This is a genomic window from Streptomyces sp. 840.1 (genome assembly GCF_003751445.1).
In the GTDB taxonomy this organism is placed as follows: domain Bacteria; phylum Actinomycetota; class Actinomycetes; order Streptomycetales; family Streptomycetaceae; genus Streptomyces.
In genome coordinates, this window is record NZ_RJUU01000001.1 from 3,919,752 (window position 1) to 3,932,766 (window position 13,015).

Annotated in this window: 13 protein-coding genes; 10 read left to right on the top strand and 3 right to left on the bottom strand. The window is 71.2% G+C overall.

From position 1 onward, the window contains the following. Nucleotides 1-163 precede the first annotated feature (163 nt). The 5 genes from EDD93_RS17770 (at nt 164) to EDD93_RS17790 (ending at nt 4,602) form a co-directional block, all read left to right on the top strand. Nucleotides 164-1,270 carry a carbohydrate kinase family protein gene (locus tag EDD93_RS17770; protein ID WP_123526065.1) on the top strand — a complete coding sequence of 369 codons (1,107 nt, stop codon included), beginning with the start codon at nt 164-166 and terminating at the stop codon, nt 1,268-1,270. A 133-nt stretch (nt 1,271-1,403) separates the two neighbouring features. After that, nucleotides 1,404-2,453 carry a PhoH family protein gene (locus EDD93_RS17775; protein WP_123526066.1) on the top strand — a complete coding sequence of 350 codons (1,050 nt, stop codon included), beginning with the start codon at nt 1,404-1,406 and terminating at the stop codon, nt 2,451-2,453. Between the two features lie 9 nt (nt 2,454-2,462). Continuing rightward, complete coding sequence (gene ybeY, locus EDD93_RS17780; RefSeq protein ID WP_123526067.1) at nt 2,463-2,960, top strand: rRNA maturation RNase YbeY; 498 nt, start codon at nt 2,463-2,465, stop codon at nt 2,958-2,960. After that, nucleotides 2,957-4,252: a hemolysin family protein gene (locus tag EDD93_RS17785; RefSeq protein WP_123526068.1), complete on the top strand. Its 1,296-nt coding sequence runs from the start codon at nt 2,957-2,959 to the stop codon at nt 4,250-4,252. The genes ybeY and EDD93_RS17785 overlap by 4 nt, the downstream gene beginning before the upstream one ends. Beyond that, nucleotides 4,249-4,602: an MmcQ/YjbR family DNA-binding protein gene (locus EDD93_RS17790; protein WP_123526069.1), complete on the top strand. Its 354-nt coding sequence runs from the start codon at nt 4,249-4,251 to the stop codon at nt 4,600-4,602. Before EDD93_RS17785 ends, EDD93_RS17790 begins: the two co-directional genes overlap by 4 nt. A 94-nt stretch (nt 4,603-4,696) precedes the next feature. Here the strand turns inward: EDD93_RS17790 and EDD93_RS17795 are convergent, their stop codons facing one another. After that, complete coding sequence (locus tag EDD93_RS17795; RefSeq protein WP_123527839.1) at nt 4,697-6,136, bottom strand: MFS transporter; 1,440 nt, start codon at nt 6,134-6,136, stop codon at nt 4,697-4,699. Nucleotides 6,137-6,255: 119 nt separating this feature from the next. On the opposite strand from EDD93_RS17795, the gene EDD93_RS17800 reads away from it, so the two are divergent. The 5 genes from EDD93_RS17800 to era all read left to right on the top strand — a co-directional run bounded on the left by EDD93_RS17800 (nt 6,256) and on the right by era (nt 11,204). Then, nucleotides 6,256-7,134, top strand: a complete 879-nt coding sequence (locus EDD93_RS17800) for a helix-turn-helix transcriptional regulator (RefSeq protein WP_123527840.1) — start codon at nt 6,256-6,258, stop codon at nt 7,132-7,134. 56 nt (nt 7,135-7,190) lie between these two features. Beyond that, nucleotides 7,191-7,544: a cytidine deaminase gene (locus tag EDD93_RS17805; protein WP_123526070.1), complete on the top strand. Its 354-nt coding sequence runs from the start codon at nt 7,191-7,193 to the stop codon at nt 7,542-7,544. A 217-nt stretch (nt 7,545-7,761) separates the two neighbouring features. Continuing rightward, nucleotides 7,762-9,123, top strand: a complete 1,362-nt coding sequence (locus EDD93_RS17810; RefSeq protein ID WP_185092357.1) for a beta-xylosidase — start codon at nt 7,762-7,764, stop codon at nt 9,121-9,123. 89 nt (nt 9,124-9,212) lie between these two features. Continuing rightward, a complete protein-coding gene (locus EDD93_RS17815; RefSeq protein WP_123527841.1) occupies nt 9,213-10,166 on the top strand; it encodes a WxL protein peptidoglycan domain-containing protein in 954 nt (317 codons plus the stop codon). 63 nt (nt 10,167-10,229) lie between these two features. Further along, nucleotides 10,230-11,204 carry a GTPase Era gene (gene era / locus EDD93_RS17820; RefSeq protein WP_185092358.1) on the top strand — a complete coding sequence of 325 codons (975 nt, stop codon included), beginning with the start codon at nt 10,230-10,232 and terminating at the stop codon, nt 11,202-11,204. 156 nt (nt 11,205-11,360) lie between these two features. Here era and EDD93_RS17825 read toward each other — a convergent pair whose 3' ends face one another. Beyond that, complete coding sequence (locus EDD93_RS17825) at nt 11,361-11,627, bottom strand: protealysin inhibitor emfourin (protein ID WP_123526072.1); 267 nt, start codon at nt 11,625-11,627, stop codon at nt 11,361-11,363. Between the two features lie 39 nt (nt 11,628-11,666). Then, nucleotides 11,667-12,743 (bottom strand): M4 family metallopeptidase, encoded by a 1,077-nt coding sequence (locus tag EDD93_RS17830; protein WP_123526073.1) that lies wholly within the window; start codon nt 12,741-12,743, stop codon nt 11,667-11,669. Nucleotides 12,744-13,015: the final 272 nt, after the last annotated feature.

Below are 13,015 nucleotides of genomic sequence, written 5' to 3' on the forward strand. Positions count from 1 at the left end.
TCGCTGTGATCTAAGACACTTATGTGTTTGCCGCGTTTATATGCGGGTAGCGGTGCATGTTTATGCAGGTCAGGCTCTGTATGAACAGACTCGGCGTGGACCCCCCGAACGGCGGAGTGAATCGGGCACACTGGCCGGAACTGCCACGACCGGGGAGTGCAAGGTGAGCACTGGGATGCCAGGAATCGACCCACTGGACGGACTGCGCGCGCCGCAGGACCCGGACTGCGACGTCTTCCTCACCGGCACGGTCTTCCTCGACATCATCTTCACCGGCCTGGACAGCGCCCCCGTGCGCGGCACCGAGTCCTGGGCGCGCGGCATGGGCTCCAGTCCCGGCGGGGTCGCCAACATGGCCACCGCGCTGGCCCGGCTCGGCCTGCACACCTCACTGGCGGCGGCCTTCGGCGACGACCACTACGGCGAGTACTGCTGGGACGCCCTGGAGCAGGGCGAGGGCATCGACCTCTCGATGTCGCACACCGTCCGCGGCTGGCACTCCCCGGTGACCGTCTCCATGGCGTACGAGGGCGAGCGCACGATGGTCTCGCACGGCCACGAGGCCCCGCCGCCCGCCGCACCGGGCCCGGCCGTCACCGCCGCCTTCCCGCAGTGCCCGCCCCTGGCCCGTGCGGCCGTCGCCTCGCTCGTCCCGGGCCGCAGCGAGCCGTGGGTCGCCGCCGCCGCCCGCAGCGGCGCCAAGGTCTTCGCCGATGTCGGCTGGGACGAGACGGGCCGCTGGGACCTGGCGGGGCTGACCGACCTGTCGCACTGCCAGGCGTTCCTGCCCAACGCGCAGGAGGCCATGCGCTACACCCGCACCGACTGCCCCCGCGCCGCCGCGCACGCCCTCGCCGAGCACGTACCGCTCGCCGTCGTCACCCTCGGTGCCGAGGGCGCCTACGCGGTCGACTCGGCCACCGGCACCGCCGCCGAGGTCCCCGCGATCGCCGTCGAGGCGCTCGACCCGACCGGCGCGGGCGACGTCTTCGTCGCGGGGTTCGTCACCGGCACCCTGGCCAACTGGCCGCTCGCCGACCGGCTCGCCTTCGCCGGGCTCACCGCCGCCCTCTCCGTGCAGGAGTTCGGCGGCTCGCTCTCGGCCCCCGGCTGGGCCGAGATCGCCGCCTGGTGGCAGCAGGTCCGCACCTGCGCCGACCAGGACCCGGCGGCGCTCCAGCGCTACGCGTTCCTCCAGGACCTGCTGCCGGCGACGGCCCGCCACTGGCCGCTGCGCCGGGCCGTACCGACGATCGGCTTCCGGCCGTGACCGGACGAGCCGCGTTCCGCCCGCGAAAACCTCTCGGTGTTGTCGTGGTGGAGTCGTAGGCTTGGTACTCCAGAGGTTGTCGAGCAGCGAGAACCCTGCAACGGGAGGTATGCGCAGGCCCGAGGGCCGGCCCATGACTCAGACACCAACACAGCCGCAGGCGCGTGCCCAGATCAGGATTCCGGCCGCACACCCCATGGTGATGCTCCTGGGATCGGGCGACTCGCTGCTGCGCGTGATCGAAGCGGCGTTCCCGGCAGCCGACATCCACGTCCGGGGCAACGAGATCAGCGCAACGGGGAACGCGGCGGAAATCGCCCTGATCCAGCGCCTGTTCGACGAGATGGTGCTGGTGCTCCGCACCGGTCAGCCGATGACGGAGGACGCTGTGGAACGTTCGATCGCGATGCTCAGAGCCAGTGACAACGGCCAGGCGGACGGCGCGGAGACCCCGGCCGAGGTGCTCACCCAGAACATCCTCTCCAGCCGGGGCCGCACGATCCGCCCCAAGACCCTCAACCAGAAGCGCTACGTCGACGCGATCGACAAGCACACGATCGTGTTCGGCATCGGCCCCGCCGGTACCGGCAAGACGTACCTCGCCATGGCCAAGGCGGTCCAGGCCCTGCAGTCCAAGCAGGTCAGCCGGATCATCCTGACCCGGCCCGCGGTCGAGGCGGGCGAGCGGCTCGGCTTCCTGCCCGGCACCCTCTTCGACAAGATCGACCCGTACCTGCGCCCGCTCTACGACGCGCTGCACGACATGCTCGACCCCGACTCGATCCCGCGCCTGATGGCGGCGGGCACGATCGAGGTCGCGCCGCTGGCCTACATGAGGGGCCGCACCCTCAATGACGCCTTCATCATCCTGGACGAGGCGCAGAACACCAGCGCCGAGCAGATGAAGATGTTCCTGACCCGCCTCGGCTTCGACTCGAAGATCGTCGTCACCGGTGACGTGACCCAGGTCGACCTGCCGAACGGGACCAAGAGCGGTCTGCGCCAGGTGCAGGACATCCTGGAGGGCATCGACGACGTGCACTTCTCCCGGCTCACCTCCCAGGATGTCGTCCGGCACAAGCTCGTCGGCCGTATCGTCGACGCGTACGAGAAGTACGACAGCCAAGGCGAGCAGAACGGCCCGGCCGGCAAGGGCCGGGACCGTCACAACGGGAAGCAGTAACAGCGCACCATGTCGATCGACGTCAACAACGAGTCCGGAACCGAGGTCGACGAGCAGGCGATCCTCGACATCGCCCGCTACGCACTCGCCCGGATGCGGATCCACCCGCTCTCCGAGCTCTCGGTGATCGTGGTGGACACCGACGCCATGGAACAGCTCCACATCCAGTGGATGGATCTGACGGGTCCGACCGATGTCATGTCCTTCCCGATGGACGAGCTGCGTCCGCCGGCCAAGGACGACGAGGAGCCCCCGCAGGGGCTCCTCGGTGACATCGTGCTCTGCCCGGAGGTCGCCAAGAAGCAGGGCGAGGACGCCGAGACGCAGCACTCCATGGACGAGGAGCTCCAGCTCCTCACCGTCCACGGGGTGCTGCACCTGCTCGGCTACGACCACGAGGAGCCGGACGAGAAGGCCGAGATGTTCGGCCTCCAGGCGGCGATCGTGGACGGCTGGCGCGGTGAGCGCGGCATCACCGGCCCGTCGCCCGCCCCCACCGTCTCGTGAGCCTGCCTCTCGTCCTCGGGGCTGTGGTGCTGGTCGTCGTCGGCTGGCTGGCGGCCTGCGCCGAGGCGGGTATCGCGCGGACGTCGAGTTTCCGGGCCGCCGAGGCGGTCCGCTCGGGCCGGCGCGGCAGCGAGAAGCTGGAACAGGTCGCGGCCGACCCCACGCGCTATCTCAACGTCGCCCTGCTGGTACGGGTCGCCTGTGAGATGTCGGCCGGGGTGCTGGTCACCTACGCCTGCCTCAAGGAACTCCCGGAGACCTGGGAGGCGCTGGCCGTCGCCATGGGGGTGATGGTCCTCGTCTCCTACGTCGCCATCGGGGTCTCGCCGCGCACCATCGGCCGCCAGCACCCGCTGAACACGGCCACGGCGGCGGCCTACGTCCTGCTTCCGCTGGCCAGGATCATGGGCCCGATCCCGCAGCTGCTCATCCTCATCGGCAACGCGCTGACGCCGGGCAAGGGGTTCCGCAAGGGGCCGTTCGCCAGCGAGGCCGAACTGCGGGCGATGGTCGACCTCGCGGAGCAGGAGTCGCTGATCGAGGACGAGGAGCGCCGCATGGTGCACTCCGTCTTCGAACTCGGTGACACCCTCGTGCGCGAGGTGATGGTGCCGCGCACCGACCTGGTCTGCATCGAGCGCTACAAGACCATCCGCCAGGCCCTCACCCTCGCGCTGCGCTCCGGCTTCTCGCGGATCCCGGTCACCGGGGAGAACGAGGACGACATCGTCGGGATCGTCTACCTCAAGGACCTGGTCCGCAAGACGCACATCAACCGGGAATCGGAGGCCGACCTGGTCTCCACGGCGATGCGCCCCGCGGCGTTCGTGCCCGACACGAAGAACGCCGGCGACCTGCTGCGCGAGATGCAGCAGGACCGCAGCCACGTCGCGGTCGTCATCGACGAGTACGGCGGTACGGCGGGCATCGTCACCATCGAGGACATCCTGGAGGAGATCGTCGGCGAGATCACCGACGAGTACGACCGCGAACTCCCGCCGGTCCAAGAGCTGGAGAACGGCTGCTTCCGGGTGACCGCGCGCCTCGACATCGGAGACCTCGGCGGGCTGTTCGGCCTCGACGAGTACGACGACGAGGACGTGGAGACCGTCGGCGGGCTGCTCGCGAAGGCGCTGGGCCGGGTGCCGATCGCCGGTGCGTCCTCCCAGGTGGAGCTGCCCGACGGGCGACGGCTGCTGCTGACCGCCGAGTCCCCGGCGGGCCGCCGGAACAAGATCGTCACGGTGCTGGTGGAGCCGGTGGCTCCGCCCGAGGAGGAGGCGGCGGCATGACTCCGAAGGAGCTGAGGGCGTTCTGCCTCGGGTTCAACGCGAGTACCGAGGAGTTCCCGTTCGGGCCGGAGGCGTCCGTCTTCAAGGTGCTCGGCAAGATGTTCGCGCTGAGCTCCCTGGACGCGCGGCCGCTGACGGTGAACCTCAAGTGCGACCCCGACGACGCGGTGCGGCTCCGGGAGGAGTACGAGGCCGTGGCGCCGGGGTGGCACATGAACAAGCGGCACTGGAACACGGTGACGGTGTCGGGGCTGCCGGCCGCGAAGGTGCGTGAGCTGATCGAGGACAGCTACGACCTGGTGGTCGCGGGGCTGCCCCGGGCGGAGCGGTTGCGGCTGGACCGGGCGTAGGGCCGGGGGTTCGGGGGCGGTGCCCCCGGGCCCCCGCTCCTCAATCGCCGGAGGGGCCTGCAATGCCCGCGCGGCTTTAATCGCCGGCGAGGCGTCAGTTGCCCGCCCGGTCCGCATTGCGCGTGCGGCTCGAGAGGCCCGCGGCCACCACTGCCGCCGCGACGATGAGCAGGACCGCGGCGGCCGCCACCACGGTCCGGACCCCGTCCAGCAGTGAGCTCCGGGCGGTCGCGACCACGCCGAGCAGCGGGATGCCGATCGTGAGGCCCACCTGCTGGGTCGTGGTGACCAGGCCCGTCGCCAGGCCCTGCTCCTCGTTCGGCACGCCCGAGGTGACGGTCAGCCCGTACGCGATGATCGCGCCCAGGTGGCACACGCTGGCCAGTGAGACCGCGAGGGTCGCCAGCCAGACGCCCGAGTCCGCGCCGAGCCCCAGCAGTGCCGCGATGAACAGCCCCTGGCCCAGCAGCGAGAAGGACAGGGTCCGCCGGGCACCGATCCGGCCGATCACCTTCGGGGCGTACACCCCGGCCGCCACCGACGCGATGCCCTGCACCCCGAAGACCAGCCCGGTCCCGAACGCCGACAGGCCGAGCACTTCCTGGAGGTACAGGGTCAGCACGAACACGACGGTGGTCATCATCGAGAAGGTGAGCAGCCCGCCCAGATTGCCGAAGGCCACCGTGCGGCGGCGGAGCATCGGCAGCGAGACCAGGGGGGCCGGGGTACGCGACTCGACGACCGCGAAGGCGGCGAGCAGGGCGATGCCGGCCACCAGTGACACCTGCACGTCCGTGCGCCCGAACCCGTGCTCGGCGGCCGTGGAAAGGGCGTAGATCAGGGCGAGGAGCCCGCCGGTGACCGTCGCCGCACCAGGGATGTCGAGCCTCGGCCGGTCGGGCGTACGGGACTCGGTGAGCAGCGCGGGGGCCGTCGCGAGCACCGCCACCGCGGCCACCGTCAGCAGCCCCATCGTGGAGCGCCAGCCCAGGGTGTCGGTGAGGGTCCCGCCGGCCACCATGCCGACGGTGAAGCCGAGGGAGAGCAGTGTGCCGCTGATGCCGAGCGCGCGGTCGCGCAGCGGCCCCTCCGGGAAGGTGGTCGTGAGCAGGGACATCCCGGTCGGCACGATCACCGCGGCACCGAGGCCCTGGAGCGCCCGGCCGGTGAGGAAGACGGCCGGGTTCCAGGCGAGGGTGGCCAGCAGCGAGGCGGCCCCGAACACGGCGAGACCGGTGAGGAACATCCGGCGGCGTCCGTAGAGGTCGGCGATCCGGCCGAACAGGAGCAGGAAGCCGCCGGACGGCAGCGCGAAAGCGGTGATCGCCCACTGCAGACCGGACCGGCTGAGGCCGAGGTCGTCACCGAGGACGGGCAGCGCCACGTTCAGTACGGAGAAGTCGAGCGACACCATGAACTGGGCGGCGCACAGGACGAGGAGGACCAGCCGGGCCCGGCCGGAGAGCCGGTCCTGGGCAGGGGGAGTGGGAGCGGGAGGGATGACAGCTTCTTGAGCCGGGGGATGGATCGCCATGCCCATGAGCCTGCGGCCGCCGGAATATCCGTGGGGAGCGGGAACTTATCCTGTTGGCCGCACCACCAGGCAGCGGGCCCGGACACCAGGGGGAGCACGTGGGCACACCGGCCCGGACCATGGCCGACAGGGGCAAGGCGCACCGTCTCGGCGAGCTGCGGGAGTTCCTGATGAGCCGGCGGGCGCGGGTCAGCCCGTCCGACGCGGGCCTCCCGGACGGCGGTGCCAGGCGCCGCACCCCGGGGCTGCGCCGCGAGGAGGTCGCCGTCCTCGCCGGAGTGGGCGTCTCCTGGTACCAGTGGCTGGAGCAGGGCCGGGACATCACCGTGTCGCCGCAGGTGCTGGACTCGGTGGCGCGGGTGCTGCGGCTCAGCAGCGCCGAACGCCGTCACCTCTACGTGCTCGCCGGACTCAACCCGCCCGCCGCGCAGGTCGACCCGGCCCATGCGGACATGTGCGACGGGCTGCAGCGGCTGCTGGACCGCTGGATGCCCTTCCCGGCCCACATCATGGACGCGTACTGGAACGTCATCCTGTACAACGACGCGGCCGCGACGGTGATGGGGATGGGACCGGGCCGGACGCAGAACTGCGTGATCGACTTCTTCACCGACCCGGTCCACCGCGCCCGGCGCAAGGACTGGGAGGAGATCGCGGCGCAGGTCGTCGCCCAGTTCCGGGCCGCCTGTTCCGAATGCCCGGACGACGAGGGGTTCCGGGAGATCGTGGCCGAGGCGCGTGAGCGCAGCCCCGAGTTCGCCGAGCTCTGGGAGCGGCGGGACATCGCGCCCGGCGGTCAGATGCGCAAGGAGCTGCAGCATCCGGTGGTGGGCTCGCTGGTCGTGGAGGCCACCCAGCTGCGCATCCCGGCCCGCCCGGACCTGGTGATCGTGCTGCACAACCCGTGGCCGGGCACCGGCACCGAGGAGAAGTTCCGCCTGCTGGCCTCCCCGGAGGGCCGCCGGGGCATGATGCACCAGGTCCAGGCCCAGGGCTGAGCGGGCCGGGCGCCCCGGTGCCGCGCACCCGGCCCCCGGCTTCGTATGCTCGGCACATGAGCGATAGCACCGAACTCGGCGCCGAGGACCGCAAGATCGTCACGCTGGCGCGCAGCGCCCGCGCCCGCAACGGAGTGCCGGAGGGCGCGGCCGTACGGGACGAGACCGGACGCACGTACGTGGCGGGCACGGTGGAGCTGGAGTCGCTGCGCCTCAGCGCGCTGCGGACGGCCGTCGCCATGGCCGTGGCGAGCGGCGCCACCTCGCTGGAGGCGGCCGCGGTCGTCTCCGAGGCCGAGGAGCCCTCGCCGGAGGACCGGGCCGCGGTACGGGACCTGGGAGGGGCCGGAACGCCGGTGCTGCTCGCCGGTCCGGACGGGGTGCTGCGGCTCACCGTGACGGCGGGCTGACCTTCGCAGGACCGGCACTTCGTGTGCGAACGCCCGGCGTCCCATCGGCGCCGGGCGTTCGCACACGAAGTGCGGGAAACATGGATCTTGACACCATCTGATGGTCCATCAGTCAGCGCATTTCGATCCCATTGACTTCTTTTCGGCCCCAGTCATCAATGGCCCCCTGCCGGCGCGGAAGAGCCGCCGCGCCGCACATTTCGCAGGAGGGGGCTCCATGAGTCCAGCCGTTCGAAGATCCGACAGCCCGGGAACGCGGCGCCGAAGCCGCTGGGCCGCCGCGCTGGGGGTGGGCGCGCTCGTCGTCACCGGGGGAGGGCTGCTCGCAGGCCCCGCCCAGGCCATGGCGACGGCCTCCGTCGCGGTGGACTTCCCGACCCACTGCATCCCGCCCGCCATCGCCGGGATCCCGCCGATCGACGGGACGACGTCCGCGCAGATCAGCGTCGACAACGCGGCCCCGAAGGTCGGCGAGACGGTCACGGTGACGTACAAGGTCGTCAAACCGGCCGCGAGCAATCCGGTCGATCTGGCGCTGCCCGCCGACATCATGACGCCGACCGGCAAGGTCACCGTCGCCGGAGCGCAGTCCGCCGACATCACGGTGGCCGGCCCGAAGAAGAACGACCCGGTGCCCGGCAAGGGCGAATTCCCGTCGTTCTCCATGACCGGCACCTTCACGGTCACCGCGCCCGGCCAGATCACGCTGTCGCCCGGCAACTACAACATCCACACCAGCTACATCATGGAGCTGGACACGCCCTGCACGGTCACCGATCCGCCCGCGCCCGTCTCCCAGACGATCATCGCGACGGACGGCGGCGGCCAGGTCAACGAACGCGCCATCCAGCTCGCCGCGGCCTCCGGCGCTGCCGGTGACCAGGTCGGCGTGACCGGGTCGAAGTTCACCCCGGGCGCCTCCGTCACCCTCGCGGGCCGGGCCGGGGACGCCCCGACCGGCGACACGGCGACGGCCACCGCCGACGGCTCGGGCGCCTTCACCGGACAGCTCACCGTCAACGACCCGGCGACCACCGGGATCGTCGCCTACGAGGGCGCGGCCTGGGACGCCGCCAAGGGCGCGGGCCCCCAGGCCTACACCGTCACCGGCGGCGGGGAGACACCGGACGGCAGCCAGCGGCTGACCTCGACCGTCAAGGCGGGCACGCTCTCCATGACGCAGGCCGGGGACTCCGTCGAACTCTCGGCGGTCGACTTCGGCAAGGGCGGCGCATCCACCGGCGCCCTGCGGACGGTGACGGTCAAGGACTTCCGAGGCGGCCCCGCAGGCTGGTCGCTGACCGGCAAGGTCACCGACTTCAAGGGCCCGGCCGGTGCCACCATCGGCGCCTCCGCGCTCGGCTGGAGCCCGGCCTGCGCGGCGAAGGCCGGCAGCCCGAGCACCTGCGCGGCGGGTTCCGAGGGTCCGGTCGGCAGCGCGGGAGCCACCCTGGCCTCCACGCCGAACGGCGCCTTCACCGGCGGCGAGTTCACCGTCGACGCCGGGCTGTCGCTGGACGTGCCGGCGTACTCCGCGACCGGCGCCTACTCCGGAGTGCTCACACTCACCCTGACGTGAGCCCGTGAGCAGTGATCCACCGGTGGGCCGGGCGCGCACCCGGCCGGTCCACCCACCCCGCCAACGCGTGCACCCTGGGGGCCCGCACCGTGCGCAAGCTGTCCGTTCTCCTGTCGTCCCTGCTGTCCACCGCCCTGCTCCTGCTGGGCGCCCCCGCGGCCGGTGCCGCCGACAACGGCAGCTGGTCGGTCTTCCCGGCCACCACCGCCACCGGCACCCGGCCGTACTTCTACCTCTCGGCCGACCCCGGAGCCACCCTCACCGACAAGGTCACCGTCAAGAACAAGACCGCCGACCCGCTGACCTTCCGGCTGTACGCGGCCGACGCGTACAACACCGAACGCGACGGCGGGTTCGCGGTCCGCGCGCAGAACGAGAAACAGCGCTCCGTCGGCGCCTGGGCCACCACCGACCGCGACCGGGTCACGGTCAAACCGCACGGCTCGGTCACCGTACCCGTCACGATCAAGGTCCCCGAGGACGCCGAACCGGGCGACCACCCCGGCGCCCTCGTCGCCCTGGACGAGCGCATCGACCCCGCGGACGCGGGCGCGGTGGCCGTCGGCATCCAGAAGGCCGTCGGCGCCCGCATCTACCTGCGGATCAACGGCCCGACGATGCCCGCGCTCTCCGTCGACGACGTCCGCGTCGAGCACACCCAGCCACTGGTCCCGGGCACCGGGAAGTCCCGCGCCGTCATCTCGTACACGCTGCACAACCGGGGCAACGTCACCCTCAGCCCCAAGGTCGCGCTCAAGGCCGAGGGCCTGTTCGGCCGCACCCTGCTCGCCCGTGACCTGAAACGGATTCCGGCCGAGCTGCTGCCCCGCCAGGAGGTCCGGCTCACCGAGGAGTGGAAGGGCGCGCCGCAGCTGGAGTGGGGCGAGGTCAGGCTGACCGCCAGCGCCCGCGACACCCGCGAGTCCGCCGCCGCCGGGTACTTCGCGCTGCCCTGGCTGGTCGCCGGGGTGCTGCTGGTGGTCCTCGCCGGGGGCGCGGGACTGTGGATACGGGCCCGCCGCAGCCGTCGCCGCACGGCCTGAGACGAGGGCCCCGGCGCCGCCGCCGGCCGTAGTGGTGCGGCAGTGCCGCCGGGATCGGGGACAATGGGCGCCATGAGCGCTCGACCTAACCCAGAAGCTGCTGCGCCGCAGGCAGAGAACACCGCCCCGCACCGGGCCGGCTTCGCCTGCTTCGTGGGCCGTCCCAACGCGGGCAAGTCCACCCTTACGAACGCTCTGGTCGGCCAGAAGGTGGCGATCACGTCCAACCGGCCACAGACCACCCGGCACACCGTGCGCGGCATCGTGCACCGGCCGGACGCGCAGCTGATCCTGGTCGACACCCCCGGCCTCCACAAGCCGCGCACCCTGCTGGGCGAGCGTCTCAACGACGTCGTACGCACCACCTGGGCGGAGGTCGACGTGATCGGCTTCTGCCTGCCCGCCGACCAGAAGCTCGGCCCCGGTGACAAGTACATCGTCAAGGAACTCGCGGGCATCAAGAAGACGCCCAAGATCGCGATCATCACCAAGTCCGACCTGGTCGAGTCCAAGCAGCTCGCCGAACAGCTGCTGGCCGTCTCCCGCCTCGGCGAGGAGCTCGGCTTCGAGTGGGCGGAGATCATCCCGGTCTCGGCCGTCAAGGACGACCAGGTCGGCCTGCTCGCCGACCTGATCGCCCCGCTGCTCCCCGAGAGCCCGCCGCTCTACCCCGAGGGCGACCTCACGGACGAGCCCGAGATGGTCATGGTCGCGGAGCTGATCCGGGAGGCCGCGCTCGAAGGCGTACGCGACGAGCTGCCGCACTCCATCGCGGTCGTCGTCGAGGAGATGCTGCCGCGCGAGGACCGTCCGGCGGACAAGCCACTGCTCGACATCCACGCCAACGTCTACATCGAGCGGCCCAGCCAGAAGGGCATCATCATCGGCCCGAAGGGCAAGCGGCTCAAGGACGTCGGCACCAAGTCCCGCAAGCACATCGAGGCCCTGCTCGGCACGCCGGTCTTCCTCGACCTGCACGTGAAGGTCGCCAAGGACTGGCAGCGCGATCCGAAGCAGCTGCGCAAGCTGGGGTTCTGACCGCGAGCACGCACCGACGGCCGGCGGCCGGCGCAGCCGTGCGAAGCCGCTGAGGCCCCCGGGCCGAAGGGTGCGAGGACGGCCGTGGGAGTGGGCCCGAAGCAGCTGCGCAAGCTGGGATTCCGACGTCCGCAGGCCCTCAGCCGTGCGCCGGTCTCACGCGCCCTCCTTCAGGACGCGTGAGACCAGTGAGCGCTGGGCGTCGGTCAGCCGGGGGTCCGCGCAGTGCACCGTCCGGTCGCCGACCGTGATCCGGTAGCCGAAGCCGTCCGGAACCCCGGCCGGCGGGGTGTCCCGGCCGCCGGTGAGTGCCGATTCGGCCAGGGCCTCCCATTCACGGGCGTCGGCCCGGCCCGAGGTGTCGATCTCGCGGTGGCGTGCGATACCGGCGAAGCCGCCGGTCCTGCTCACCTGGATCCGCATAACGGTGTCCTTCCCCTGCGGACGGGCCCTGTCTGCCGCCTACGCGGTCGGTACGCCCACCTCCGACCAGGCCTTGAGGACCGCCTCCACCTCGTCGCCCGCACCGAAGCGGCTGCGGGCCGCCGCGACGGTCAGCCGGGCGAAGGCCGCGAAGTCGGCGTCCACCGCCAGTTCACCACCCGTGAGGACATCGAACCAGAGCTGTCCGGCCTTCTCCCAGGAACTGCCGCCGAGCGCGGTCGCCAGCAGGTAGAACGCCCGGTTCGGGATGCCGGAGTTGAGGTGCACACCGCCGTTGTCGTCGCCGGTGTGGATGTAGTCGTCCATGGACGCGGGCTGCGGGTCCTTGCCGAGCACGTCGTCGTCGTACGCGGTGCCGGGCGCCTTCATCGAGCGCAGCGCCACGCCCTGGACGCGGGGTGCCAGCAGGCCCGCGCCGATCAGCCAGTCGGCCTGCTCGGCGGTCTGGTTCAGCGAGTACTGCTTGACCAGTGAGCCGAACACGTCCGAGACGGACTCGTTGAGCGCACCGGACTGGCCGTAGTAGCTCAGGTTGGCCGTGTACTGGGTCAGACCGTGTGCCAGCTCGTGGGCGATGACGTCGATGGCGACGGTGAAGTCGAGGAAGATCTCCCCGTCCCCGTCGCCGAACACCATCTGCTCGCCGTCGAAGAAGGCGTTGTTGTACTTCTCGTCGTAGTGCACGGAGCCGATGAGCGGCAGGCCCTTGCCGTCGATCGAACGCCGCCCGTAGGCCTTGAGCAGCAGTTCGAAGGTGGCGCCGAGGCCTGCGTAGGCGCGGTTGACGCTGGCGTCGCCCGTGGGGTCCTCGCCCTCGGCGCGGACCTTGGTGCCGGGCAGCTCGGTGCCGTGCCGGCAGTCGTAGAGGGTGCGGTCGGGTTTGCCGGAGCGGTCGTCCTCGGGGGCCGGGGCGACGCGCGGCGGGACGGGGGTCGTCACCTGGCGGCGGGTGCGCCGGGCGGCGTCGGCCTCCAGGGTGCGGCGGGCCGGGCCCGCCAGGACGGGATCGTCGGACTGGGACAGCTTGTCGAGGACGTGGGGCGGCACGATGGTGCAGAAGACGGGGTGGAACCCGTGCTGAGTTCGAGGCTGCATGTATTCGACTGTGGCAGCGTGTGATCGTCCTGTCACTGGTTGCCACCAGGATTGACGAAATAGAGTGATCGATCACTGTTCACCCGTTACCGGCGTCCGGTCCCGCATACTGATACGGCACAGACGCCTCGGGCGTCGCTCGGCTAGTCTCTTCGCATCATGCGTTTCGGGCTGCTTCTTCTTAGCTGCCGCGGCGAGGGTCTGTAGTCGTAGGCCGACCCCCTCCCCGCGGAGTCTTGTGTTGCAGCGACACAGTCGGCCTCCCCTTGCCG

Excerpts from the sequence above, each read along its gene's own strand:
- ybeY (WP_123526067.1), top strand. The coding sequence starts at position 2,463 with ATGTCGATCGACGTCAACAACGAGTCCGGAACCGAGGTCGACGAGCAG.
- era (WP_185092358.1), top strand. The coding sequence starts at position 10,230 with ATGGGCGCCATGAGCGCTCGACCTAACCCAGAAGCTGCTGCGCCGCAG.
- EDD93_RS17800 (WP_123527840.1), top strand. The coding sequence starts at position 6,256 with ATGGCCGACAGGGGCAAGGCGCACCGTCTCGGCGAGCTGCGGGAGTTC.
- EDD93_RS17775 (WP_123526066.1), top strand. The coding sequence starts at position 1,404 with ATGACTCAGACACCAACACAGCCGCAGGCGCGTGCCCAGATCAGGATT.
- EDD93_RS17830 (WP_123526073.1), bottom strand. The coding sequence starts at position 12,743 with ATGCAGCCTCGAACTCAGCACGGGTTCCACCCCGTCTTCTGCACCATC.
- EDD93_RS17795 (WP_123527839.1), bottom strand. The coding sequence starts at position 6,136 with ATGGCGATCCATCCCCCGGCTCAAGAAGCTGTCATCCCTCCCGCTCCC.
- EDD93_RS17790 (WP_123526069.1), top strand. The coding sequence starts at position 4,249 with ATGACTCCGAAGGAGCTGAGGGCGTTCTGCCTCGGGTTCAACGCGAGT.
- EDD93_RS17825 (WP_123526072.1), bottom strand. The coding sequence starts at position 11,627 with ATGCGGATCCAGGTGAGCAGGACCGGCGGCTTCGCCGGTATCGCACGC.
- EDD93_RS17810 (WP_185092357.1), top strand. The coding sequence starts at position 7,762 with ATGAGTCCAGCCGTTCGAAGATCCGACAGCCCGGGAACGCGGCGCCGA.
- EDD93_RS17805 (WP_123526070.1), top strand. The coding sequence starts at position 7,191 with ATGAGCGATAGCACCGAACTCGGCGCCGAGGACCGCAAGATCGTCACG.